The following is a 23,430-nucleotide window of genomic DNA, read 5'->3' on the forward strand; positions in this document are numbered from 1 at the left end:
GGATCGGGAGACTGTCCGGCCGGGAACGGAAGATCGTCCCGCGGGGAACGGGAGACCGCCCCGCCCGGAACTGAAGATCGTTCCACCGGGAATCCGGCCATGTTCCCCGGACCGGGACCGGTTGTCGGTGCGGCGCCCTAGACTCGTAGAGCGATGAGCAGCCTCTTTGACGACAACTTCCTGGCCAGCCTCCAGCCCCCGCGGGGACCCGAGGAGGAGTCCGCGCCGCCCGAGGACGAGCACGCTCCGGAGCCGATCCCGGACGACCTGTTCGGGGGGAAGTTCGACGTGCCCCCGGACCGGGACACCCACTACCGCGACGGCGCCCCGCGCCCGCCGGTCGACGCGGCGGCCCTGCTGGAGGGGCTGAACGAGAACCAGCGCGCGGCCGTCGTCCACGCGGGCTCCCCGCTGCTCATCGTCGCGGGCGCCGGTTCCGGCAAGACGCGGGTGCTCACCCACCGCATCGCCCACCTCCTCGCCGAGCGCCATGTGCACCCGGGCCAGATCCTCGCGATCACCTTCACCAACAAGGCCGCGGGCGAGATGAAGGAGCGCGTCGAGCAGCTCGTCGGCCCGCGTGCCGGCGCGATGTGGGTCATGACCTTCCACAGCGCCTGCGTCCGCATCCTGCGCCGCGAGTCGAAGAGGCTGGGCTTCACCTCGTCGTTCTCGATCTACGACGCGGCCGACAGCAAGCGCCTGATGGCCCTGGTCTGCCGCGACCTGGACCTCGACCCCAAGCGCTACCCGCCCAAGTCCTTCAGCGCCAAGATCAGCAACCTCAAGAACGAGCTGATCGACGAGGAGGACTTCGCCGCCCAGGCCACCGACGGCTTCGAGAAGACCCTCGCCCAGGCGTACGCGCTCTACCAGTCGCGGCTGCGCGAGGCCAACGCCCTCGACTTCGACGACCTGATCATGACCACGGTCAACCTGCTGCGCGCCTTCCCGGACGTGGCCGAGCACTATCACCGCCGCTTCCGGCACGTCATGGTCGACGAGTACCAGGACACCAACCACGCGCAGTACGCGCTGGTCCGGGAGCTGGTCGGCACGAGCGCGCACGACGAGGACGTACCGCCCAACGGGTACGACGTCCCGCCCGCCGAGCTGTGCGTCGTGGGTGACGCGGACCAGTCGATCTACGCCTTCCGGGGCGCGACCATCCGCAACATCCTCCAGTTCGAGGAGGACTACCCGGACGCGACGACGATCCTGCTGGAGCAGAACTACCGCTCCACGCAGACCATCCTGTCCGCCGCCAACGCGGTCATCGAGCGCAACGAGTCCCGCCGCCCCAAGAACCTGTGGACCAACGCCGGCCAGGGCGCGGGCATCACCGGCTATGTCGCGGACACCGAGCACGACGAGGCCCAGTTCGTCGCCGACGAGATAGACCGCCTCACCGACGCGGGTGACGCCAAGGCCGGGGACGTGGCGGTGTTCTACCGCACCAACGCCCAGTCCCGTGTGTTCGAGGAGATCTTCATCCGCGTCGGCCTGCCGTACAAGGTCGTCGGCGGAGTGCGCTTCTACGAGCGCAAGGAGGTCCGGGATGTCCTGGCCTACCTGCGTGTCCTCGCCAACCCCGAGGACTCGGTGCCGATGCGCCGCATCCTCAACGTGCCCAAGCGCGGCATCGGGGAGCGCGCCGAGGCGATGATCGACGCCCTCGCCCAGCGCGAGAAGATCAGCTTCCCGCAGGCGCTGAAGCGGGTGGACGAGGCGTACGGCATGGCCGCGCGCTCCACCAACGCGGTCCGGCGGTTCAACGCGCTCATGGACGACCTGCGCACCGTCGTCGAGTCCGGCGCCGGACCGGCCACCGTGTTGGAGGCGGTCCTGGAGCGCACCGGCTACCTCGCCGAGCTTCAGGCGTCCACCGACCCCCAGGACGAGACCCGGATCGAGAACCTTCAGGAACTCGCGGCCGTGGCGCTGGAGTTCGAGCAGGAGCGGGAGGACGGCGAGCAGGGCACGCTGGCCGAGTTCCTGGAGCGGGTCGCGCTCGTCGCGGACTCGGACCAGATCCCGGACGAGGAGGACGGCGACGGCGTCATCACGCTGATGACCCTGCACACCGCCAAGGGTCTGGAGTTCCCGGTCGTCTTCCTCACCGGCATGGAGGACGGCGTGTTCCCGCACATGCGCGCCCTCAACCAGACCAAGGAACTGGAGGAGGAGCGGCGCCTGGCCTACGTCGGCATCACGCGCGCGCGGGAGCGGCTGTACCTCACCCGTGCCGCGCTGCGCAGCGCCTGGGGGCAGCCGTCGTACAACCCGCCCTCCCGGTTCCTGGAGGAGATCCCGGCCACGCACCTGGAGTGGAAGCGGACCGGTGCCTCGGCCGCGCCGTCCTTCGGCAAGGCCGCCTCCTCGGTCGCGTCCACCCTCTCCTCGTCCCGGTCCCGCTCCTCGGCGGCCGGTGCCTCCGGGTTCGCCACCCGCCGGGCCGGCGAGAAGCCGGTGGTGTCACTGGCGATCGGCGACCGCGTCACCCACGACCAGTTCGGCCTCGGCACGGTGGTCGCGGTGGCCGGCGAGGGCGACAAGGCCCAGGCCACGATCGACTTCGGCGGCGGCAACGCCAAGCGGCTGCTGCTGCGGTACGCGCCGGTGGAGAAGCTCTAGACGCGGCTTCTCCACGACGCGAGCCCCGCCAGAACGGCGGGGCTCGGTCATGTCGGGGCGGAGGATCAGGTCGGGTCCAGGCCGTGGCTGCGGAGCCAGGGGAGAGGATCGATGGCCGCGCCGCCCGCCGGACGGACCTCGAAGTGGAGGTGGGGGCCGGTGGAGTTGCCGGAGTTGCCGGAGTAGGCGATCGGTTCGCCGGCCTTGACCGAGGTTCCGGAGGGTACGCGGTAACTGGAGAGGTGGCAGTACCAGGTCTCCGTGCCGTCCTTCGCCGTGAGGACCAGCATGTTGCCGTAGGCGCTGTTCCACTTGGTGGTGACGACACCGTCGGTCGCGGCCATCACGGTGGTGCCGTACGACACGGGGAAGTCGATGCCGGTGTGGACGGACATCCAGTTGACGCCCGCCTGCCCGAACTGGGCGCTGAGGCCCCTCTGGAGCACCGGGAGCATGAACTTGGGGCGGAGCCTCTCCTTGAGCGCGGCCTCGGCGGCGGCCTTCTTCTTCTCCAGTGCCTGCTGGGCCCTGAGGTCGATGCGCTCCTGCGTCCGGCTCACCCGGTCGGTGAAGTCGTCGGCTCCGGCGGACAGGGTCCGCAACTGGGTGTCGAGCTTGCTGTTGGCGACGGACGGCTTCACGGTGTGCGTGTCGGCGGCGGAGGCGGCGGCCTCCTGCGTCCCACCGGTCAGGTCGCCGACCGAGGCGGCGGCGATACCGGCCACGCCCATCACACAGGCCGACGGCACGGCGACGGTCAGCAGGGCGGAGCGCTTGGCGGGCGTGCGGCGCCGGGAGCGGGCCGCGGCACGTGAACCCGCGCGGGGGGCCGGAATGACCTCCTCCTGGTCGTCCAGGAGGGCGGGGAGTTCACCGGTGCCGGTCAACTCGTCGTCGGCGTCGGGGTGTTCGTTGTGCTGGGGGTCCGCGTACTCGGCGTAGGCGGCGTCGTCCCCGTACGGGTCGTGGGTCACCTGGTCGAAGGTGGCCGTCGCCTGCTGGTCGAACGGCTCCTCGGCCCGCTGGTGCTCGGGCGTGCCGTCGGTGTTCCACTGGGTGGCGTCGTAGGCGCCGGTGTCGAAGGTCTGCGTCCCCCAGTCCCACTGCTGCGCGGGGTCCGGAGCGGCCTGCTGCCCGTACTGCGCCCAGGCGCCGGTGTCCTCCGGGGTGCCCTGCGCGGGGACGGTCCAGGCGGTGGTGTCGTAGGCGCCCGTGTCGTACGCGGTGTGCTGCTGGGCCGCGTAGGGGTCGTGGGCGAGGTGGCCGCCGTCGCCGGTCTGCCAGTGCGTCGTGTCGTACGCGCCCGTGGCGTGCTGGACGTTCTGGTATCCGCCGAGGTGCGGGTCGGCGGCGTAGGCCGCCTCGGCCACCGGAAAACCGGTGGTGTCGTAACCGCCGTACGTGGTGAGGTCGTCGTACGGGACTTCCGGTGCTCCGTACGGCGCGTAGTGCGCGGTGGAGGCGTCGGAAGCCGGAGCCGGGGTCATGGTCCCCGACGGGTGACGGTCGTTCACCAACTTCTCTTTCGCCTCGACAACAGGGGCTGCCAGAGCAGTGCGGCGACTGTACCCGGCGGTATGCGGGCGCGACAATCTTCCGCTGGTTTCATGTGGACGGGAAACGGGCATTCGGCCGTGTTTCGGGGTTTGCTGAACGCGAGTTTGGCCCTGTGTTCGAAGAACGTTCGAGAATGTGTGACGCTGCGTCATACCTGAGAAGGCTGTGACAGGGCGGTCAGCCACTTCGTGTACCAACCGTGGAAGTCGCGCTCCAGCGGAGTGAAGCCACCCCAGTCGGGGTCGAGCAGCCAGATCTCTCCGGCGTGCGGTCCGTTCAGGACGAGGCGGACGTACATCCCGCAGCCCTCGTCGGCCAGTGCGAGGGTGCCTCGGGTCAGCCTGTCGGCGGCCGCGCCGAGGCGGCCGGGCGCGGGCTCGCGCAGGGGGAACGGGGAGGCCAGGCGGCCGGGGAGCCGGTCCCGCGCCCACTCGTCGTCCACCGCCCAGTCGTCGCCGGCCTCGGGACGCGGGGTGATCAGCGGCAGCAGGCCGTGGGCAGGGCCGGCCGGGCCGTCGCCCACCTCGCCGACGAAGGGGCGGTACGGCGAGGGCAGCTCGATGCCGTGGGTGGTCTCGAAGGCGCGGATCTCCGGCTCCGGGAGTGGGGGTCGCAATCGGTAACGGTGGGTATCCGCCCCGAAACGCTCCATGGCCCCGTCGAGCGCCGCGGCCTCCCGCAGGCGTGCCTCGACGGCGGTCCGCTCCCAGGTCTTCATGGGCCCGAACCTAACGAGGGCGGGCGACCTGTTGTGGACCGGGTTTCTCAGGCGACCGTGAGGCCGCCGCCCTCCTGGCGGCGCATGGCGGACTCGGAGTCGAGGGCTTCGCGGATGCCGGCGGCGATCGTGGGGTGGACCGGGAGAGCGAGGTGGCCGATGCCGGTGACGCGGATGTTGTGGGCCTCCAGGTCGGGGTGGTCGACGCAGGCCGCCTCCAGGGGGGCCATCACGGAATCCAGGTCGCTCCAGAAACTGACGAAGCGGGTGCGGCACCCCGGTGCCGGACGGGCCAGCTCCTGGATCAACGGCGAGTCGGGCCGCATCTGCCGGACGATCGGGTGCGCGTTGGCCAGCGGTATCGCGCGGGTCCCGGAGTGCGGGGTGCCCAGGGTGACCACGGTGCGCACCCGGACGTCACCGCCGAGGCACTGCGCGTAGTACCGGGCGATCAGGCCCCCCAGGCTGTGGCCCACGATGTCCACCTGGGTGCTGCCGGTGCGCTCGCAGATCTCCTCCACATGCCGGCCCAGCAGCTCGGCCGCGGTACGGATGTCGCAGGTCAGGGGGGAGTAGTTCAGCGATTCCACCCGCTGCCTGCCGTGCTGGGCGAGGCTGCGGCGGAGCAGGACGAACACCGAGCGGTTGTCGATGAAGCCGTGTACCAGCACGACCGGCGGACCGGTCGGCACAGGAAGTCTCGCCGTGCCCGCCGGCGCGGGAAGGGCGGCCTGACGGCGCTCCTGGGTGAGGCCGGTCGGGTACAGCAGCATGTGACCGGCCAGGATCGCGGCCTCCAGCGCGGTGGCCTTCACCAGCGTCACGGACACGGAGGCCAGTCTGCCGGGCCACAGACGTCGGCAGACCGGGAGGAAGAGTGGCAGTACCCCGGTGACCTTCATTGGCCGACCTCCTGTCGGCACGCGGGGGGCGGCTCTGTCCCCCGCATGCCCTCATGTCCCACCATGTGATTTCCCCCTCGCCGGGTGCCGTGAAACAGTCCGCTGCGGGATGCTGGGGATAACGTTCGTTCACTTTCGACAGGTGGCGGAACGTGCCAGGTGTGCGGTACTTGTCGGTACGGGACGGAAGCGGACGCTTCCGCGGTCCTTGACGGTGGTCCCTTGATGGAGGCAGTGATGGGTGTGGCAGCCGGTCCGATCCGCGTGGTGGTGGCGAAGCCGGGGCTCGACGGCCACGATCGCGGGGCCAAGGTCATCGCCCGCGCGCTGCGGGACGCGGGTATGGAGGTCATCTACACCGGCCTGCACCAGACGCCCGAGCAGATCGTCGCCACGGCGATCCAGGAGGACGCCGACGCTATCGGCCTGTCCATCCTCTCGGGCGCCCACAACACGCTCTTCGCGGCCGTCATCGACCTCCTCAAGGAGCGTGACGCGGCCGACATCCTCGTCTTCGGCGGCGGCATCATCCCGGAGGAGGACATCCCGCCGCTGCGCGAGAAGGGTGTCGCCCAGATCTTCACGCCCGGTGCGACCACCACGGCCATCGTGGAGTGGGTGCGGGAGAACGCGCGCCAGCCCGCTTCCTCCTCCTGAGCCTTCTCAGGCCGGGCCGTCCGGGGCCAGCTCGCGCACCATCGCCGCGCGCAGCCGCAGGGTGGTCGCCAGCCGCTGGAACGCCTCCGCCCAGTAGCCCCCGGCACCGGGGGAGGCGTCCTCCCGCTCGTCCGGGACCGCCAGCAGGCTGTCCAGCCGGGCCGTCTCTGCCGGGTCGAGGCAGCGCTCGGCCAGGCCCATCACCCCGCTGAAGCTCCACGGGTAACTGCCTGCCTCCCGCGCGATGTCGAGGGCGTCCACGACCGCGCGGCCCAGCGGCGCCGTCCACGGCAGCGCGCACACCCCGAGCAACTGGAACGCCTCGGACAGGCCGTGTCCGGCTATGAACCCGGCCACCCACGCGGCCCGCTCGTCCGCCTCCAGCGCGGCCAGCAGCTTCGCCCGGTCCGCCAGCGACACCGCGCCCGGCCCGCCCGCCTCGGGTGCCGACGGCGAACCCAGCAGCGCCCGCGCCCACCGCGCGTCCCGCTGCCGTACGGCCGCCCGGCACCAGGCGGCGTGCAGTTCGCCCTGCCAGTCGTCCGTCACGGGCAGCGCGACGATCTGCTCCGGGGTACGGCCGCCCAGCCGGTCCGGCCAGGTTTCCAGCGGTGCCGCCTCGACCAGCTGGCCCAGCCACCACGACCGTTCGCCCCGGCCTGCCGGAGGTCTGGCGGTCACGCCGTCACGCTCCATCTCCGGGTCGCAGGCGGCCGGCGCCTCCACGACGATCGCGGCCGTGCTGCCGGTGTGGTCCAGGGCGACGCAGGTCGCGGCCCGCTGCGCCATCCGCGCGGCGAGCGCCGAGCAGGGCAGGGTGGACAGCAGCTCGGCCGCCGTCGCCCGGACGTTGCGGCTGCGGTCGCCGAGCGCCTGCTCCAGGAAGGGCTCGTCGTCGGCCGACAGGCCCGCGCGCAGCGAGTCCAGGAACATCAGCCGGTCTTCGGCCCGCTCCTGCGTCCAGGTCTCCGCCAGCAACTCCCGTGCGTCGGCCGGGGTCCGGGCGCGGAGGGCGGTCAGCAGGGCGACGCGTTCCGCGAACAGGCCCTCCCGCCACAGCCGTCGTACACCTTCCTCGTCCTCCGTGCCGGGCAGCGCCGAGGCGTTCCCGGAGGCCGAGCGCTGGGCGAACCGCCAGTCCGGGTTCAGCCGGGCCAGCCAGAGGGCCCGCGCGCCCGCGAACTCCAGTGCGGCGGGGCGGAGATCGGTACGGGCGCGGGCCGCGTCCAGCAGGGCGGGCACCGACTGCGGGGGTGCCGCGTAGCCGTGTGCGTTGGCCACGGCGAGCCATTGGGGGAGGAGTTCGGTGAGGTCGGGGGTGCTGCCCCGGCGGCCGCCGCCTCCGCCGGGGCGGTCGGCCAGGAGGAGGGTGAGACGGTGGGCCGCTGCGGGCGGCAGGGTGGGGCGGGTGTCGGCGGGGGCGGGTTCCGGCCGCGTGCCCGCCCGTCCGGGGCGCAGGCCGGCCCGGCGCTGCACGGCCGCCACGGCGGCGGCGTCCAGCAGGGCGGCCGGGGCCTCGCGGCCGGCGGGGTCGGCCGGAAGGGCGCGGCGGTCGGTGCCCAGGAGGGCGGTGGTGAGGAGGCCGTCCCAGGTGGGCGCCGTGGTCATGGGGTTCCCTTCCGGGCGGGTCGTGGACATGGGCGGGGTGGTCAGCACAGGCTCACCGGCGCGGCCGTCCCTTCCGCCCACGCCGTCAGGGGCGTGAAGCCTCGGTGGCCGCACTCGCCGAAGACCGTGAGGGGAGCGCCTCCGGCCAGCGCGACCAGCCGCCACAGGCCAGGCCGGGCCAGGAACGACCGGGTGAGCGGCAGGGCGGTGTCCGACTCGGCGTCGGCCAGGTGCCAGGAGCCGGAGGTGTCCTCCGGCACGGGTATGACCGCGTCCAGGGTGACCGGGACGGAGTCCAGCCAGGGGTCCTCGCGGAGGGCCTCGCCGTAGGAGGTGAGCGCCCGGACGGTCGTGGTGCCGGGCGGGCGGGAGGCGGCGGGTGCCGCCGGGGCGTGCCGTTCGCCCAGGGTGGCCCGGATCTGGCCTGCACCGGGGTAGTCGGACAGGTCCGCGTCCAGGGACAGGCCGACCGGCAGGGAGAGTTCGGGCGCCCGGCCCGCCGCGCCGAAGGAGAGGAGCAGGCGGGTGCGGCCCGAGTCCGCGCCGTGGACCCAGATGCGGCGGGTCGTCAGCTTGGCGTCGGCCGTGTCGTACTGCGCCAGCACCTGCCAGTGGTCGCGCACCGGTGGTCCGTCCGCCGAGGTGGGCAGGCCGAGGCGGGTGCGGACGGTGGCCGTGAGGGCGTCCGGGAGCAGGTCGCGGTGCAGCCAGCCCTGGTCGAGCAGATGGAGCAGGGCGCACTCCTCCAGCAGTCGGGCCGGCCAGCCCGTACCGGACGCCGGTATGGCTCCCAACTCCCTTACGCGCGAGGCGAGTCCCGGTGCCTGGGCGTCGACCATGCGGGCCGCCGTCTCCTCCCAGAGCCCGTACCCCGCGCGCTCGGCCGAGGCCAGGCCGTCGCGGAGCAGGTCGGCGAGGCGGCGCTCCAGCTCGGTCGCGCCCGCGGTGACCCGCTGGTCCCGGCGCTCCGCGCGCTTCCGCGCGGCCTCGGGATCGGCCGCCGACCCCGCCGCGGTCTGCGTCTTCCTGGTCTCCGCCCGCCCGCGCCGGCCCGCGAGCCACTGCTCCGCCCAGTCCGGCACCGCCTCCGACTCGGGCACCTCGCCCTCGTCCCCGGCCCAGAGCAGCAGCAGCCCCAGCGCGTGTTTGCACGGGAACTTACGGCTCGGACAACTGCACTTGTACGCGGGCCCGGCGGGGTCCGACAGGTCCACCACCGTCTGGTACGGCTTGCTGCCGCTGCCCTTGCACAGCCCCCACACCGCCCCCTCCCGGCCGCTGCCCGCACCGGACCACGGCCCCGCCACACCCAGTTTGCTTCCCGCTTTGCGCGACGACGCGTCAGGCGCCAGGTCCAGCACCTGCTCCGCGGTCCGGCGCACCCCCTGCTGAGTCATGCCAACGACGTTAGAACGCCCCACTGACAATCGGTCATGTAAGTACGTCGGCGCAGGTCAGGGCGATTGTCAGTGGGGTGCTGCATGGTGGATGCCAGATGACCCACGGCCGAGCTGGAGGGGGCCTCAGCCATGACTGTGTCCATGGAACCCACGAATGTCGAACCGATCCCGAGCCAGGCGCCGCAGGCGTTGCGACCGCACGCCGAAGACGCCTTCGCCGCCGAACTCACCGCGCTCGCCGCGCAGGACGACCGGCCGCGGCCGGAGCGCTGGAAGCTGTCGCCGTGGGCGGTCGCCACGTATCTGCTCGGCGGCACGCTGGCCGACGGCACCGTGATCACACCCAAGTACGTGGGCCCGCGCCGGATCGTCGAGGTCGCCGTCACCACGCTGGCCACCGACCGCGCCCTGCTCCTGCTGGGTGTGCCCGGCACGGCCAAGACCTGGGTGTCGGAGCATCTCGCGGCCGCCGTCAGCGGCGACTCCACCCTGCTGGTGCAGGGCACCGCCGGCACCCCGGAGGAGGCGATCCGGTACGGCTGGAACTACGCCCGCCTGCTCGCCCACGGCCCGAGCCGGGACGCCCTGGTGCCCAGTCCCGTCATGCGGGCCATGTCCGAGGGGATGACGGCGCGGGTCGAGGAGCTGACCCGGATACCGGCCGACGTACAGGACACACTGATCACGATCCTGTCCGAGAAGACCCTGCCGATCCCGGAGCTGGGCGAGGAGGTGCAGGCCGTGCGCGGCTTCAACCTCATCGCCACCGCCAACGACCGCGACCGGGGCGTCAACGACCTCTCCAGCGCGCTGCGCCGCCGCTTCAACACCGTGGTGCTGCCGCTGCCGGAGAGCGCGGACGCCGAGGTCGACATCGTCAGCCGCCGGGTCGACCAGATGGGCCGCTCGCTCGACCTGCCCCGGGCGCCCGAGGGGCTGGACGAGATCCGCCGTGTCGTCACCGTCTTCCGCGAGCTGCGCGACGGCGTGACCACCGACGGCCGCACCAAGCTGAAGTCGCCGAGCGGCACCCTGTCCACGGCGGAGGCGATCTCCGTCGTCACCAACGGCCTCGCCCTGGCCGCCCACTTCGGCGACGGCGTGCTGCGCGCCGGGGACGTGGCCGCGGGCATCCTCGGTGCCGTGGTGCGCGACCCGGCCGCCGACCGGGTCGTCTGGCAGGAGTACCTGGAGACGGTCGTGCGCGAGCGCGACGGCTGGACGGACTTCTACCGGGCCTGCCGGGAGGTGAGCGCGTGAGCGAGGCCCCGCCCCCGGCCGGGGCGTTCGAGACGGGCCCGCTGCTGCTGGGCGTCCGGCACCACGGGCCGGGCTCCGCGCGGGCGGTGCGGGCCGCGCTGGACGCCGCCGCGCCCGCCGCGGTCCTCATCGAGGGCCCGCCCGAGGCCGACCCGCTGATCCCGCTGGCCGCCGACCCCGGCCTGCGTCCGCCGGTCGCGCTGCTCGCCCACGCGGTGGACGAGCCCGGCCGGTCGGCGTTCTGGCCGATGGCGGAGTTCAGCCCGGAGTGGGTGGCGATCCGATGGGCCGTCGAGCGGGGCGTCCCGGCCCGTTTCATCGACCTGCCCGCCACCCATTCGCTGGCATGGGAGGAGGACACGGGCGACGGCGACCCGGAGGAAGAAGCCGAGCACGCGCGCGTGGACCCGCTCGCCGCCCTGGCCGAGGCCGCCGGGTACGACGACCCCGAGCGCTGGTGGGAGGACGCCGTGGAGCACCGGGGTCCGGGCCGGAGCGAGCCGTTCGCGCCGTTCGCCGCGCTGGAGGACGCCATGGGCGCCCTGCGCGAGCGGTACGGCGACGGCGGCCGGCCGCGCGATCGCGTGCGCGAGGCGTACATGCGGCTCCAGATCCGCGCCGCCCGCAGGGAGTTCGGGGACGAGGTGGCCGTGGTCTGTGGCGCCTGGCACGTGCCCGCCCTCCGCGCGAAGGCCACCGTCACCGCCGACCGGGCGCTCCTCAAGGGACTGCCCAAGCTCAAGACCGATTTGACCTGGGTGCCCTGGACCCACCGCAGGCTGGCCCGGTCCAGCGGGTACGGCGCCGGGATCGACTCGCCGGGCTGGTACGCCCACCTGTTCGGCGCGCCGGACCGGCCGGTGGAGCGGTGGCTCACCAAGGTCGCCGGGCTGCTGCGCGAGGAGGACCGGATCGTGTCCTCCGCCCATGTCATCGAGGCGGTCCGGCTGGCCGACACCCTCGCCGTGATGCGCGGCCGTCCCCTGGCCGGCCTCACCGAGACCACGGACGCCGTGCGCGCGGTGCTGTGCGAGGGCTCGGACGTCCCGCTGTCCCTGGTGTACGACCGGCTGGTGGTCGGGGACGTACTGGGCGAGGTCCCGGAGTCCGCGCCCGCGGTGCCCCTGCAGCGGGACCTCGCCCGTGAGCAGCGCCGGCTGCGGCTCAAGCCGGAGGCGCTGGAGCGCGAGCTGGAGCTGGACCTGCGCAAGGACACCGACGCCGCGCGCGGCCGGCTGCTGCACCGGCTGCGACTGCTCGGCGTCGGCTGGGGCGAACCGGCCCGCTCGCGCGGGAGCACGGGCACCTTCCGGGAGACCTGGCGGCTGCGCTGGGAGCCGGAGCTGTCGGTGCGCATCGCCGAGGCCGGGGTGTGGGGCACGACCGTGCTGGGCGCGGCCACCGCCAAGGCCGAGGCGGACGCGGCCGGCGCGCGGGCCCTGGCCGATGTGACCGCGCTGGCCGAGCAGTGCCTGCTGGCCGGGCTGCCGGACGCGCTGCCCGTGGTGATGCGGGTGCTCGCCGACCGCGCGGCGCTCGACACCGACGTGAGCCACCTCGCCCAGGCGCTCCCCGCTCTGGTCCGCTCGCTGCGCTACGGCGACGTGCGCGGCACCGACACCGGTGCGCTGGCCGATGTCGCCGCCGCTCTCGCGGAGCGTGTCTTCATCGGGCTCCCGCCCGCCTGCACCACGCTGGACACCGACGCCGCCCAGGAGATGCGGGGCCACGTCGACGCCGTGCACGGCGCGGTCGGGCTGCTCGCCGAGACGCTCACCGGGCACGACGGCCTGCGGCCCCGCTGGCGGGCGGTGCTGCGCACGCTGTCCCAGCGGGACACCGTGCCGGGGCTGCTCCGGGGCCGGGCGGTGCGGCTGCTGCTGGACGACGGGGTGCTGGAGGCCGACGACGTGGCCCGGCTCATGGGGCTGGCCCTGTCGCCGGGGATTTTGCCGGGTGACGCCGCCGCGTGGGTCGAGGGGTTCGTCGGAGGTGGCGGGGGAGGGCTGCTGCTGGTGCACGACGAGCGACTGCTCGGCCTGGTCGACGCCTGGCTGACCTCCGTACCCGCCGACGCGTTCACCGACGTGCTGCCGCTGCTGCGGCGCACCTTCTCGGCGTACGAGCCCGGTGTGCGCCGCACGCTCGGCGAGCTGGTCCGGCGCGGTCCGGGCGGCGGTGCCGGGGCCGCAGGCCACCCGGCGACCTCGTCCGGCTTCGCGCCGGAACCCGATGCCGGACGCGCGGACGCCGTGCTGCCGGTGCTGCGTCTGCTGCTCGGCCTCGCACCGGAACAGGCGCAATCGACGGACGACGACCTCGCGGGGGTGGGGGCATGACGAACGGCACGACACGACTCGACGGCGACGCCGAGCGGCTGCGCCGGTGGCGACTGGTGCTCGGCGGGGACCAGGCGGACGGCACAGGAGTCACGCTGACCGGCCGGGACGCGGCGATGGACGGCACCCTGACCGCGCTCTACGGCCGGGGCGACAAGGCGGGCAGGAGCACGGCCGGGCGGGAGCGTTCGGCGGGACTCGGCGGTTCGGCGCCCTCCGTGGCGCGCTGGCTCGGGGACATCCGCACCTACTTCCCCTCCTCCGTGGTGCAGGTCATGCAGCGCGACGCCATCGACCGGCTCGGGCTGGCCGCGCTGTTGCTGGAGCCGGAGATGCTGGAGGCGGTGGAGGCCGACGTCCACCTGGTCGGCACCCTGCTCTCGCTGAACAAGGCGATGCCGGAGACCACCAAGGAGACCGCGCGGGCGGTCGTGCGCAAGGTGGTCGAGGACCTGGAGAAGCGGCTGGCGACCCGCACCCGTGCCACCCTCACCGGCGCCCTGGACCGCAGCGCCCGCGTCAGCCGGCCGCGCCACCACGACATCGACTGGAACCGCACGATCGCGGCCAACCTCAAGCACTACCTGCCGGAGTACCGGACGATCGTGCCGGAGCGGCTCATCGGGTACGGGCGGGCCGCGCAGTCGGTGAAGAAGGAGGTGATCCTCTGCATCGACCAGTCCGGCTCGATGGCCGCGTCCGTGGTCTACGCGTCGGTGTTCGGGGCGGTGCTCGCCTCGATGCGGTCGATCAGCACGCGCATGGTCGTCTTCGACACCTCCGTCGTCGACCTCACCGACCAGCTCGACGACCCGGTGGACGTGCTCTTCGGCACCCAGCTCGGCGGCGGCACCGACATCAACCGGGCGCTCGCCTACTGCCAGTCGAAGATCACCCGGCCCGCCGAGACGGTGGTCGTACTGATCAGCGACCTGTACGAGGGCGGCATCCGGGACGAGATGCTGAAGCGGGTCGCGGCGATGAAGGCGTCCGGCGTGCAGTTCGTGACCCTGCTCGCGCTCTCCGACGAGGGGGCGCCCGCCTACGACCGGGAGCACGCGGCCGCACTGGCCGCGCTCGGCGCCCCGGCGTTCGCCTGCACCCCGGACCTCTTCCCGGAGGTGATGGCCGCCGCGATCGAGAAGCGCCCGCTGCCCATACCGGACACCGCATGACAAGCTGGAGGGGGGTATCGGTCGAACAAGTGCACCCCGTGAGGCACGGTGTGTCAGGGAAAACGGCATCATGTGACAGGTATCACCGCTCGGGTGTGACCCGCGATTTAGGGGCCCCCGGCAAGCAGGGATAACCTGCGAGACGGACATGCCGCGCGCTCGGACACCGTGTGCGCACCCCTTGTGACAAGCGGACGTCACGTTGCCCTTCGCGGCACGCCCACGCATCCAACGACCGCGAGATCACTGATAGGGACGGAAGCGCGTGGACCTGTTCGAGTACCAGGCGAGGGACCTCTTCGCCAAGCACGATGTACCGGTGCTGGCCGGTGAAGTCATCGACACGCCTGAGGCGGCGCGCGAGATCACCGAGCGTCTGGGCGGCAAGTCCGTCGTCAAGGCGCAGGTGAAGGTCGGTGGTCGTGGCAAGGCCGGCGGCGTCAAGCTCGCCGCCACCCCGGACGAGGCCGTCGCCCGTGCGACGGACATCCTCGGCATGGACATCAAGGGCCACACGGTCCACAAGGTGATGATCGCCGAGACCGCTCCGGAGATCGTCGAGGAGTACTACGTCTCCTTCCTCCTCGACCGTGCCAACCGCACCTTCCTCTCCATCGCCTCCGTCGAGGGCGGCATGGAGATCGAGGAGGTGGCGGCCACCCGCCCCGAGGCCGTCGCCAAGACGCCGATCGACGCCATCGACGGCGTGGACGAGGCCAAGGCCCGCGAGATCGTCGAGGCCGCCAAGTTCCCGGCCGAGGTCGCGGACAAGGTCGCGAACGTCCTCATCAAGCTGTGGGACACCTTCATCAAGTCGGACGCCCTCCTCGTCGAGGTCAACCCGCTGGCGAAGGTCGCCTCCGGCGACGTCCTGGCCCTGGACGGCAAGGTGTCGCTCGACGAGAACGCCGAGTTCCGTCACCCCGAGTACGAAGAGCTGCACGACAAGGAAGCGGCCAACCCGCTCGAGGCCGCCGCCAAGGCGAAGGGCCTCAACTACGTCAAGCTCGACGGCCAGGTCGGCATCATCGGCAACGGCGCTGGTCTCGTCATGAGCACCCTGGACGTCGTCGCGTACGCCGGTGAGAAGCACGGCAACGTGAAGCCCGCCAACTTCCTGGACATCGGTGGCGGCGCCTCCGCCCAGGTCATGGCGAACGGCCTGGAGATCATTCTGGGCGACCCGGACGTCAAGTCCGTGTTCGTCAACGTCTTCGGCGGCATCACCGCCTGCGACGAGGTCGCCAACGGCATCGTCCAGGCGCTGAAGCTCCTCGAGGAGCGCGGCGAGAAGGTCGAGAAGCCGCTCGTCGTCCGCCTCGACGGCAACAACGCCGAGCTGGGCCGCAAGATCCTCACCGACGCCGACCACCCGCTGGTCCAGCGCGTCGACACCATGGACGGCGCGGCCGACAAGGCCGCCGAGCTGGCCCACGCCGCAAAGTAAGCACTCAGGACGAGGACACCAACACACCATGGCTATCTGGCTCAACAAGGACAGCAAGGTCATCGTCCAGGGCATGACCGGCGCCACCGGCATGAAGCACACCAAGCTCATGCTGGGTGACGGCACCGAGGTCGTGGGCGGCGTCAACCCGCGCAAGGCGGGTCAGACCGTGGACTTCGACGGCACCGAGGTACCCGTCTTCGGGACCGTCAAGGAGGCCATCGAGAAGACCGGCGCCAACGTCTCCGTCATCTTCGTGCCGGAGAAGTTCACCAAGGACGCCGTCGTCGAGGCGATCGACGCCGAGATCCCGCTGGCCGTCGTGATCACCGAGGGCATCGCCGTGCACGACACGGCCGCCTTCTGGGCGTACGCCGGCAAGAAGGGCAACAAGACCCGGATCATCGGCCCGAACTGCCCCGGCATCATCACGCCGGGCCAGTCCAACGTCGGCATCATCCCGGGCGACATCACCAAGCCGGGCCGCATCGGTCTGGTCTCGAAGTCCGGCACGCTGACGTACCAGATGATGTACGAGCTGCGTGACCTGGGCTTCTCGACCGCCGTCGGCATCGGTGGCGACCCGATCATCGGCACCACGCACATCGACGCCCTGGCCGCGTTCCAGGACGACCCCGACACCGATCTGATCGTGATGATCGGTGAGATCGGTGGCGACGCCGAGGAGCGCGCGGCCGCGTTCATCAAGGACAACGTGACCAAGCCGGTCGTCGGCTACGTCGCGGGCTTCACCGCGCCCGAGGGCAAGACGATGGGCCACGCCGGCGCGATCGTCTCCGGTTCGTCCGGCACCGCCCAGGCGAAGAAGGAGGCCCTCGAGGCCGCGGGCGTCAAGGTCGGCAAGACCCCGACCGAGACGGCCAAGCTGGCGCGGGAGATCCTGAGCGCCTGACGCTCGGCCCCTTTCGGGCAGCACGCCGGCGGGCCCGTCCCCTTTGCGGGGGCGGGCCCGCCGCTGTTTTCCGCACACCGGGTGTCAGCCGGGTGTAGGTGCCAGCCGTTCCGGGCCGTTGCCCGCCTCCCCGCGCAGCTTGGCGCGCAGGGTGCGTTCGGTCGGTGAGAGCGGGCCGAGGGCGGGGGCCGGGGGGACTCCGCGTACGGCCTGGGCAGGAGGAATGGGCGCCTCGTAGTGGGTGGGTGCCGTGCGCAGGGTGAGGCCGGTCGCGCCGATGACGGCGACGGTGAAGGCGATGGCGGCGCGGGTCCAGAAGGCGTTGCGGCGCTCGCCCGAGGTGCGGACGGTGGTCGGGGCGTCGGCGCGGAGCCGTTCCGTGGAGGCGAGTTCCATCAGGCGCCGGTGCAGGGTGGCCGGGTCGGCCAGCTCCGGCACCTGGGCGGCGACGGCCTCCCGGGCGCGGGTCAGGCGGCCCGCCGCAGCCGGGGTGCTCGCCTCGGTCTCGGCCGCCGTCTCGGGCAGGTCGAGGCCGACGCCGTCGTACAGCACGAGAGTGCGGCGGTAGGAGGGCGGGAGGCGGAGCAGCGCGTTCAGCAGGGCGCGGGCGTCCGGGTCGGCGGGCAGGGGCTCGGGGGTGCGGTAGCGGGGGCGGAAGCCGTGCCAGGGGGAGAGGGCGTACTCGTACGCCGTTGCCCGGACCCAGCCGCCCGGGTCGCGGTCGCGGGCCACCTCGGGCCAGCGCTGCCAGGCCGCCTGGAACGCCCGCTCCACCGCCTCGCGGGCCAACTCCCGCCGCCCGGTGAGCAGATAGGTCTGCCGGACCAGGGCGGGGGCGCAGAACGCGTAGAGCGCGTCGAACGCCTGATCAGGGGTCAGGGAGGGTGCGGTTCTCTGCGTCACGGCTCACCCCTCTGTGTGAAAAGGCACATAAGCATATATTGGGCGACACTACGGAGGTTCGCCTGTTACGCCGGGAAAGCGCGTGTCGTTGGGAGCATGGCGGGCGTGATGCCGCTGACACTCCGTCGCATGTCGTCGTCCCTGCGGTCCCGGTTGCGCGACCGTTCACCCGGCCTCGGGTCCGCGCTGGCGGGCGGTGCGCTCGCGGCCGGGCTCGGGCTCGGCGGGTGCGCGGCGCTGGTGATGGTGCTGTGGGTCAGTTCGCCCTACCCGGACAGCGGGCCCGGCGGTGCGCTGCATGTCGCGGCCGCGCTGTGGCTGCTGGCGCACGGGGTCGAACTGGTCCGCACCGAGACGCTGTCCGGGGCGCCCCAGCCGGTCGGGCTGACCCCGTTGCTGCTGCTCGCCCTGCCGGTGTGGCTGGTGTACCGGGCCGCGCGGGACGCCACGGACGCGTCCGACGAGCCCGGCGGCCCGCCGCCGGTTCCCGCGCGTACGGCGTGGACGGGGGTCGTGCTCGGGTACCTCGGCGTGGGGGCGGCTGCCGCACTGTACGCCTCCGGGGGTGAACCCCGTCCCGAGTGGCACTGGGTGACGGTGTGTCTGCCGCTCCTCGCCGGCGGCGCCGCGGGGGTCGGTGTCTGGGCGGGCGCCGGGCGGCCGCACCCGCCGGTGTCGTCCCGGCTGCCGCACTGGGTACGGGGGGACGCGATCGGTACGGCGGCCCGCGCGGCCGGAGCGGCCACGGCCGCGCTCACCGGGGGCGGGGCGCTGCTGCTCGGCGCGTCCCTCGTCTGGCACGGGGACATCGCCCGGCTGGCGTTCACCCAGCTCACCCAGGGGTGGACCGGGCGGCTCACGGTGCTGCTGCTCGCCGTCACGCTGGTCCCCAACGCGGCGCTCTGGTCGGCTTCCTACGCGCTCGGCCCCGGATTCGCGCTCGGCGCCGGGCACATGGTGCATCCCCTCGCCTCGGACCCGGCCCCGCTGCTGCCCCCGTTCCCGCTGCTCGCGGCCGTCCCCGACGTGGGTGCCGGTACGCCGCTGAACTGGGCGGCCGCCCTGGTGCCGGTGGCGGCCGGGGTGACGGCGGGCTGGTTCGTGGCAGCGGCCGCCGTGAGACGGGGCCGCCCCTGGCTGTACTGGTCGGCCGGACGAAGCGTCGGCGTCCTGGCCCTGGCCGCCCTGCTCTGCGCCGTCGCCCTCGCCCTCCTCGCCGAGCTGTCCGGCGGCCCCCTGGGCACCTCGGCCCTCTCCCGTTTCGGCCCCGTGGCCTGGCGAACCGGCCCGGCGGCCGCCCTCTGGCTCCTCCTCCCGGGCACCCCGGTAACCCTCACGGCGAGAGCCTGGCGCCTCCACACCCTCCGGCGCGCAGGCGTTCTGCCGTCCCGCCGCACAAAGAAGCGCACCGGGCCGACGGCAGCCAAGGCGCCCCGCGCGGCGGAGGGAGCCCCGCGGCTCCCCGGCCCCACCCCGGAGCCGGAGCAGGAGGACCTCTACGACTTCCTGGAATCGGACACCCCGGAAGCGGCCCCCGCGCCCCGGACCCCGGACCGGAGCGAACCCGGGGACCGGAGCGAACCCGAGGCCCCGTCCCCCGGCGACCCGACGTCACCCGAGCGCGAGGAGGCCCCGGACTCGGTAGCCGCACCCCGCACTCCCGAGCCGGCCGAGGCCCTGACCCGGGCCCCGGAAGCCACCCCGGACCCGGCCGAGCCGAACCCCTCGGCCTGACGCGCCGTCGCTCAAGGGCCCACGGGGTGCAAGGGCGGGGCCGCCGAACAGCCACCGGGTCCACCGCCCACGCCCTGTTCCGGCCGCCGGACACCCCCGGATCCGACCGGGACCCTCCCGTACCAGCCCACCGCCGAGGACATCACCGGCGCTCCAGAACCGCCCGCCCCCGAGGCCGCCGCATGTCCGACGAGCGCCCCGCAGGCAGCGGACCCCGCCCCCCGAGCGGACCTCTACGAGTTGGCCGACCCCAGGACCCCCCGCAGATGCTGCGGCAGGAGCTGGTCGCAGGACTGCTTCGACTGCTGGGTCAGAGCGTCGTTCACGCACGTGTAGTAGTCGCGGTACACCAGCTGGACGGTGAAGACCGCGGCGACCAGGACGAGGGCCAGGCCGGCGGTGATCATGCCGGTGACGGCCGCGGTGACCTGGGGGCGGGCGCCGGCCGGCCGGGGTTCGTCCGGCGAGGGGGTACGGGGCTTGGCGCGCAGGGAGCTGCCGCCCCAGTAGAGGGCGAGGGCGCCGAGGAGGAGGGCGACGTAGGGCCAGCCGAGGAGGACGAAGAAGACGGCCCACATGCCGGACAGCAGGGCGTAACGGGCCCGGCGCTGGGCCGGGTCGGTCGGGTCCCAGCGCTGCTTGCTCGCACCGCCGCCGCCCTGGCCCTCCGGCCCCGCGCCGGGGCGCTCGCCGAAGCCGCCGGGGGCGCGGCCGGGCTGGCGGTCGCTCCACTGGCTGCCCCAGCGCGAGTCCCCGGAACCCTCGTGACCTTCCTGGCCCTCGGGGTGACGCGGGCGCCACGGCTGGTCGGGACGGTCCTCGGGCGGGGGCGCGTACGGGTTGTCGTCCTTCTGGTCACCGCCCCGGTCGTCGTCGCCGCGGCCGCCGGAGGGTGTCTGGGGCGGCGAGGTCGGCCGCTCCCGCAGCAGGACAACGCCACGCTCGCCCTCCTGGCCGGTCAGCGGCGGGAACGTGAGCAGTCGCGGGCTGCGATCGGGCATCAAAGGAGCGTCTTCCCCTAGGTCATTCGAAGTCCGGCATGAGCCGTCATCCCGTGAACGCGCCGCACGACGGCCGCGTTCCCGAGCCGGCTCGTCCCGAACGCTACCTTCCGGCCACGCCCCCGTCCCGTGGGGGCCGTCCGGAGTGCCGGTATCGTTGCTGGCGGCCGGCCGCTTCGTAGACTTCCCCGTATGGCGGGACGCGAAGCATTCGTAGAACCCTACAAACGCCGGCCGCGACCCACCGCCGTCCCGAGAAAGGGCCCCATCGTGGCCGCCACCCCCGCCGGTCCAGCGGCCCGGCGACTCGTCGTACTGGTCTCCGGTTCCGGCACCAACCTCCAGGCCCTGCTGGACGAGATCGAGCGCGTCGGAGCCGAGACGTACGGCGCGCGGATCGTCGCCGTGGGGGCCGACCGCGACGGCATCGAGGGGCTGGCCCGCGCCGAGCGCGCCGGGCTGCCCACCTTCGTGTGCCGGGTGAAGGACCACCCGAGCCGCGAGGAGTGGGACGCGGCGCTCGCCGAGGCGGTCGCCGCGCACGAGCCCGACCTCGTGATCTCGGCCGGCTTCATGAAGATCGTGGGCAAGGAGTTCCTGGCCCGCTTCGGCGGCCGGTTCGTCAACACCCACCCGGCCCTGCTGCCGAGCTTCCCGGGGGCCCACGGCGTGCGCGACGCGCTGGCGTACGGCGCCAAGGTCACCGGCTGCACCGTCCACTTCGTCGACGACGGCGTCGACACCGGGCCGATCATCGCGCAGGGCGTGGTGGAGATCCGGGACGAGGACGACGAGAGCGCGCTGCACGAGCGCATCAAGGACGTCGAGCGAAGGCTGCTCGTCGAGGTCGTGGGGCGGCTCGCCCGCAACGGCCATCGCATAGAGGGACGAAAGGTAGTTATCCCGTGACCGCCACCGCCGAGAGCACCAAGCGGCCCATTCGCCGGGCGCTCGTCAGCGTCTACGACAAGACCGGTCTGGAAGACCTCGCGCGCGGGCTGCACGAGGCCGGGGTGGAGCTGGTCTCCACCGGCTCCACCGCGGCCCGTATCGCCGCCGCGGGCGTCCCCGTCACCAAGGTCGAGGAGCTGACCGGCTTCCCCGAGTGCCTGGACGGCCGGGTCAAGACCCTGCACCCCAAGGTGCACGCGGGCATCCTCGCCGACCTGCGCCTGGACAGCCACCGCGAGCAGCTCGCCGAGCTGGGCGTCACGCCGTTCGACCTCGTCGTGGTCAACCTGTACCCGTTCCGGGAGACCGTCGCCTCCGGCGCCTCGCCCGACGAGTGCGTGGAGCAGATCGACATCGGCGGCCCCTCCATGGTCCGCGCCGCCGCCAAGAACCACCCCTCGGTCGCCGTGGTCACCAGCCCCGAGCGGTACGCCGACGTGGCCGCCGCCGCCCAGCAGGGCGGCTTCGACCTCGCCGCCCGCAAGCGGCTCGCCGCCGAGGCGTTCCGGCACACCGCCGCCTACGACGTGGCGGTGGCCGACTGGTTCGCCTCCGAGTACGCCCCGGTCGACGACTCCCCGTTCCCCGACTTCCTCGGCGGCACCTGGGACCGCGCGCACACCCTGCGCTACGGCGAGAACCCGCACCAGCCGGCCGCGCTGTACGTGGAGCCGGGCGCCGAGGGTCTCGCGCAGGCCGAGCAGCTGCACGGCAAGGAGATGTCGTACAACAACTACACCGACACCGACGCCGCCCGCCGGGCCGCCTACGACCACGACGAGCCCTGTGTGGCGATCATCAAGCACGCCAACCCGTGCGGCATCGCGGTCGGCGCGGACGTGGCCGAGGCGCACCGCAAGGCGCACGCCTGTGACCCGCTGTCGGCGTTCGGCGGGGTCATCGCGGTGAACCGGCCGGTCAGCAAGGAGATGGCCGAGCAGGTCGCGGAGATCTTCACCGAGGTCATCGTGGCGCCGGACTACGAGGAGGGCGCGCTGGAGGCCCTCGCCCGGAAGAAGAACATCCGGGTGCTCAGGGCCCCGCAGGGTCCCGCCGCCACCGTCGAGATCAAGCCGGTCGACGGCGGGGTGCTGGTCCAGGAGGCCGACCGCCTCCAGGCCGACGGTGACGACCCGGCCAACTGGACGCTGGCCAGCGGCGACGCGCTCTCCCCGGCCGAGCTGGCCGAGCTGGCGTTCGCCTGGCGGGCGTGCCGTGCGGTGAAGTCCAACGCGATCCTGCTGGCCAAGGACGGCGCCTCGGTCGGCGTCGGCATGGGCCAGGTCAACCGCGTCGACTCCTGCAAGCTGGCCGTCGAGCGGGCGGGCGAGGAGCGGGCGCGGGGTGCCTTCGCGGCCTCCGACGCGTTCTTCCCCTTCCCCGACGGACCGCAGATCCTGATCGACGCCGGGGTGCGGGCCATCGTGCAGCCGGGCGGCTCGATCCGGGACGAGCAGGTCGTGGAGGCCGCCAGGGAGGCGGGCGTGACCATGTACTTCACGGGCACGCGGCACTTCTTCCACTGAGCGGACGCGCGAAGCGGCCGCCCGTTCCCCTCGCGGAAGGGGAGCGGGCGGCCGCCTCGGTACCGCCTGCTTACTTGGTACGGATCACGATCGAGCCGCAGATCTTGTCCGCGAAGGTCTGGCGCTTGGAGTCCCACGCCGGCCACAGGTAGCCCAGGTAGCACGGCAGGCCGTCGATGAAGTGCGCGAGCTGGCGGACGAACGCCATGCCGCCGCCGAGCGGCTGGCCGGTGTCCTCCTTCAGCGTGCGGGTACCGACGACCTTCTTGCCGATCGTCTGGCCCGTCTTGCCCTCCTGGACGACCTGGTAGACCAGGAAGGCGATCATGAAGAGGAAGCCGACGAGCGAGAGCGCCGGGATGTTCGCCTTCGCCCCGATGAGCACGAGCGGCAGGTAGACCACCATGTAGAGGATGGTGTCGATCAGCCTGCTGAGGAATCGCTGGCCCCAGTTCGCGTACTGCGGCTGCTGGTAGCCGTAACCCGGCTGCTGCGGGTAGCCGTAACCGGCCTGCTGGGGGACCGGGGGCGCCTGCGGGTAGCCGTAACCGGGCTGCGGGGGCACGCCCTGCGGCGCCTGCGGGTAACCGGGCTGCTGCGGCTGCCCGTACCCCTGCTGGGGGTCCTGCGGCTGACCGTACGGGTTCTGGGGCGAGCCGAAACTCATGGCTGGATTCCTCCGTTGGTACTGCGGGAACGACGCGG

The 23,430-nt window shown here is 72.9% G+C and carries 18 protein-coding genes; 10 read left to right on the plus strand and 8 right to left on the minus strand.

The window, feature by feature from the left end:
* Nucleotides 1–153: 153 nt before the first annotated feature.
* A complete protein-coding gene (gene pcrA, locus E5082_RS01330) occupies nucleotides 154–2,634 on the plus strand; it encodes a DNA helicase PcrA (protein WP_135789449.1) in 2,481 nt (826 codons plus the stop codon).
* 65 nt (nucleotides 2,635–2,699) lie between these two features.
* On the opposite strand, the gene E5082_RS01335 is transcribed toward pcrA, so the two are convergent.
* From E5082_RS01335 to E5082_RS01345, 3 genes are all read right to left on the minus strand, one after another.
* Entirely contained in the window at nucleotides 2,700–4,148 is a 1,449-nt protein-coding gene (locus E5082_RS01335) for a M23 family metallopeptidase (protein WP_135789450.1), read from the minus strand.
* A gap of 191 nt (nucleotides 4,149–4,339) precedes the next feature.
* Nucleotides 4,340–4,909, minus strand: a complete 570-nt coding sequence (locus tag E5082_RS01340) for an SMI1/KNR4 family protein (RefSeq protein WP_135789451.1) — start codon at nucleotides 4,907–4,909, stop codon at nucleotides 4,340–4,342.
* 47 nt (nucleotides 4,910–4,956) lie between these two features.
* Nucleotides 4,957–5,811, minus strand: a complete 855-nt coding sequence (locus tag E5082_RS01345; RefSeq protein ID WP_135789452.1) for an esterase/lipase family protein — start codon at nucleotides 5,809–5,811, stop codon at nucleotides 4,957–4,959.
* Between the two features lie 237 nt (nucleotides 5,812–6,048).
* Here E5082_RS01345 and icmB point away from each other — a divergent pair, with 237 nt between their 5' ends.
* A complete protein-coding gene (gene icmB, locus E5082_RS01350; protein ID WP_086696301.1) occupies nucleotides 6,049–6,468 on the plus strand; it encodes a coenzyme B12-dependent isobutyryl CoA mutase small subunit in 420 nt (139 codons plus the stop codon).
* A 6-nt stretch (nucleotides 6,469–6,474) separates the two neighbouring features.
* Here icmB and E5082_RS01355 read toward each other — a convergent pair whose 3' ends face one another.
* Nucleotides 6,475–8,076, minus strand: coding sequence for a DUF5691 domain-containing protein (locus E5082_RS01355; protein ID WP_135789453.1), 1,602 nt, complete (start codon nucleotides 8,074–8,076; stop codon nucleotides 6,475–6,477).
* A 41-nt stretch (nucleotides 8,077–8,117) separates the two neighbouring features.
* Nucleotides 8,118–9,473: an SWIM zinc finger family protein gene (locus tag E5082_RS01360; protein WP_135789454.1), complete on the minus strand. Its 1,356-nt coding sequence runs from the start codon at nucleotides 9,471–9,473 to the stop codon at nucleotides 8,118–8,120.
* Between the two features lie 132 nt (nucleotides 9,474–9,605).
* Here E5082_RS01360 and E5082_RS01365 point away from each other — a divergent pair, with 132 nt between their 5' ends.
* The 5 genes from E5082_RS01365 (at nucleotide 9,606) to sucD (ending at nucleotide 16,610) form a co-directional block, all read left to right on the plus strand.
* Nucleotides 9,606–10,736, plus strand: a complete 1,131-nt coding sequence (locus tag E5082_RS01365) for an ATP-binding protein (protein ID WP_135789455.1) — start codon at nucleotides 9,606–9,608, stop codon at nucleotides 10,734–10,736.
* Nucleotides 10,733–13,075, plus strand: coding sequence for a DUF5682 family protein (locus E5082_RS01370; protein ID WP_167513960.1), 2,343 nt, complete (start codon nucleotides 10,733–10,735; stop codon nucleotides 13,073–13,075). The genes E5082_RS01365 and E5082_RS01370 overlap by 4 nt, the downstream gene beginning before the upstream one ends.
* Nucleotides 13,072–14,250 carry a VWA domain-containing protein gene (locus tag E5082_RS01375; RefSeq protein WP_135789456.1) on the plus strand — a complete coding sequence of 393 codons (1,179 nt, stop codon included), beginning with the start codon at nucleotides 13,072–13,074 and terminating at the stop codon, nucleotides 14,248–14,250. Before E5082_RS01370 ends, E5082_RS01375 begins: the two co-directional genes overlap by 4 nt.
* Before the next feature lie 265 nt (nucleotides 14,251–14,515).
* Nucleotides 14,516–15,697, plus strand: a complete 1,182-nt coding sequence (gene sucC, locus E5082_RS01380) for an ADP-forming succinate--CoA ligase subunit beta (RefSeq protein WP_086693394.1) — start codon at nucleotides 14,516–14,518, stop codon at nucleotides 15,695–15,697.
* 28 nt (nucleotides 15,698–15,725) lie between these two features.
* Nucleotides 15,726–16,610, plus strand: coding sequence for a succinate--CoA ligase subunit alpha (sucD, locus tag E5082_RS01385; protein WP_030811903.1), 885 nt, complete (start codon nucleotides 15,726–15,728; stop codon nucleotides 16,608–16,610).
* Nucleotides 16,611–16,694: 84 nt separating this feature from the next.
* On the opposite strand, the gene E5082_RS01390 is transcribed toward sucD, so the two are convergent.
* Nucleotides 16,695–17,513: a sigma factor-like helix-turn-helix DNA-binding protein gene (locus tag E5082_RS01390; RefSeq protein WP_135789457.1), complete on the minus strand. Its 819-nt coding sequence runs from the start codon at nucleotides 17,511–17,513 to the stop codon at nucleotides 16,695–16,697.
* A gap of 129 nt (nucleotides 17,514–17,642) precedes the next feature.
* Between E5082_RS01390 and E5082_RS01395 the strand changes: the two genes are divergently transcribed.
* On the plus strand, nucleotides 17,643–19,247 hold the full coding sequence (locus E5082_RS01395) for a cell division protein PerM (protein ID WP_373310118.1): 1,605 nt from the start codon (nucleotides 17,643–17,645) through the stop codon (nucleotides 19,245–19,247).
* Between the two features lie 233 nt (nucleotides 19,248–19,480).
* Here E5082_RS01395 and E5082_RS01400 read toward each other — a convergent pair whose 3' ends face one another.
* Entirely contained in the window at nucleotides 19,481–20,248 is a 768-nt protein-coding gene (locus tag E5082_RS01400; protein ID WP_135789458.1) for a hypothetical protein, read from the minus strand.
* Between the two features lie 270 nt (nucleotides 20,249–20,518).
* Here E5082_RS01400 and purN point away from each other — a divergent pair, with 270 nt between their 5' ends.
* Both purN and purH read left to right on the plus strand, forming a co-directional pair.
* A complete protein-coding gene (gene purN, locus E5082_RS01405) occupies nucleotides 20,519–21,157 on the plus strand; it encodes a phosphoribosylglycinamide formyltransferase (protein ID WP_135789459.1) in 639 nt (212 codons plus the stop codon).
* Nucleotides 21,154–22,725, plus strand: coding sequence for a bifunctional phosphoribosylaminoimidazolecarboxamide formyltransferase/IMP cyclohydrolase (purH, locus tag E5082_RS01410; protein ID WP_135789460.1), 1,572 nt, complete (start codon nucleotides 21,154–21,156; stop codon nucleotides 22,723–22,725). Before purN ends, purH begins: the two co-directional genes overlap by 4 nt.
* Before the next feature lie 70 nt (nucleotides 22,726–22,795).
* Here the strand turns inward: purH and E5082_RS01415 are convergent, their stop codons facing one another.
* Nucleotides 22,796–23,392: an RDD family protein gene (locus E5082_RS01415; RefSeq protein ID WP_135789461.1), complete on the minus strand. Its 597-nt coding sequence runs from the start codon at nucleotides 23,390–23,392 to the stop codon at nucleotides 22,796–22,798.
* Between the last annotated feature and the right edge of the window lie 38 nt (nucleotides 23,393–23,430).

It is taken from the genome of Streptomyces griseoluteus, assembly GCF_004784465.1.
Lineage (GTDB): Bacteria > Actinomycetota > Actinomycetes > Streptomycetales > Streptomycetaceae > Streptomyces > Streptomyces griseoluteus.

What these genes read in the sequence shown, in the direction of transcription:
- pcrA (WP_135789449.1), top strand. Translation starts at nt 154, where the DNA reads ATGAGCAGCCTCTTTGACGACAACTTCCTGGCCAGCCTCCAGCCCCCG.
- E5082_RS01340 (WP_135789451.1), bottom strand. Translation starts at nt 4,909, where the DNA reads ATGAAGACCTGGGAGCGGACCGCCGTCGAGGCACGCCTGCGGGAGGCC.
- E5082_RS01345 (WP_135789452.1), bottom strand. Translation starts at nt 5,811, where the DNA reads ATGAAGGTCACCGGGGTACTGCCACTCTTCCTCCCGGTCTGCCGACGT.
- icmB (WP_086696301.1), top strand. Translation starts at nt 6,049, where the DNA reads ATGGGTGTGGCAGCCGGTCCGATCCGCGTGGTGGTGGCGAAGCCGGGG.
- E5082_RS01355 (WP_135789453.1), bottom strand. Translation starts at nt 8,076, where the DNA reads ATGACCACGGCGCCCACCTGGGACGGCCTCCTCACCACCGCCCTCCTG.
- E5082_RS01360 (WP_135789454.1), bottom strand. Translation starts at nt 9,473, where the DNA reads ATGACTCAGCAGGGGGTGCGCCGGACCGCGGAGCAGGTGCTGGACCTG.
- E5082_RS01365 (WP_135789455.1), top strand. Translation starts at nt 9,606, where the DNA reads ATGACTGTGTCCATGGAACCCACGAATGTCGAACCGATCCCGAGCCAG.
- E5082_RS01375 (WP_135789456.1), top strand. Translation starts at nt 13,072, where the DNA reads ATGACGAACGGCACGACACGACTCGACGGCGACGCCGAGCGGCTGCGC.
- sucD (WP_030811903.1), top strand. Translation starts at nt 15,726, where the DNA reads ATGGCTATCTGGCTCAACAAGGACAGCAAGGTCATCGTCCAGGGCATG.
- E5082_RS01395 (WP_373310118.1), top strand. Translation starts at nt 17,643, where the DNA reads ATGTCGTCGTCCCTGCGGTCCCGGTTGCGCGACCGTTCACCCGGCCTC.
- E5082_RS01400 (WP_135789458.1), bottom strand. Translation starts at nt 20,248, where the DNA reads ATGCCCGATCGCAGCCCGCGACTGCTCACGTTCCCGCCGCTGACCGGC.
- E5082_RS01415 (WP_135789461.1), bottom strand. Translation starts at nt 23,392, where the DNA reads ATGAGTTTCGGCTCGCCCCAGAACCCGTACGGTCAGCCGCAGGACCCC.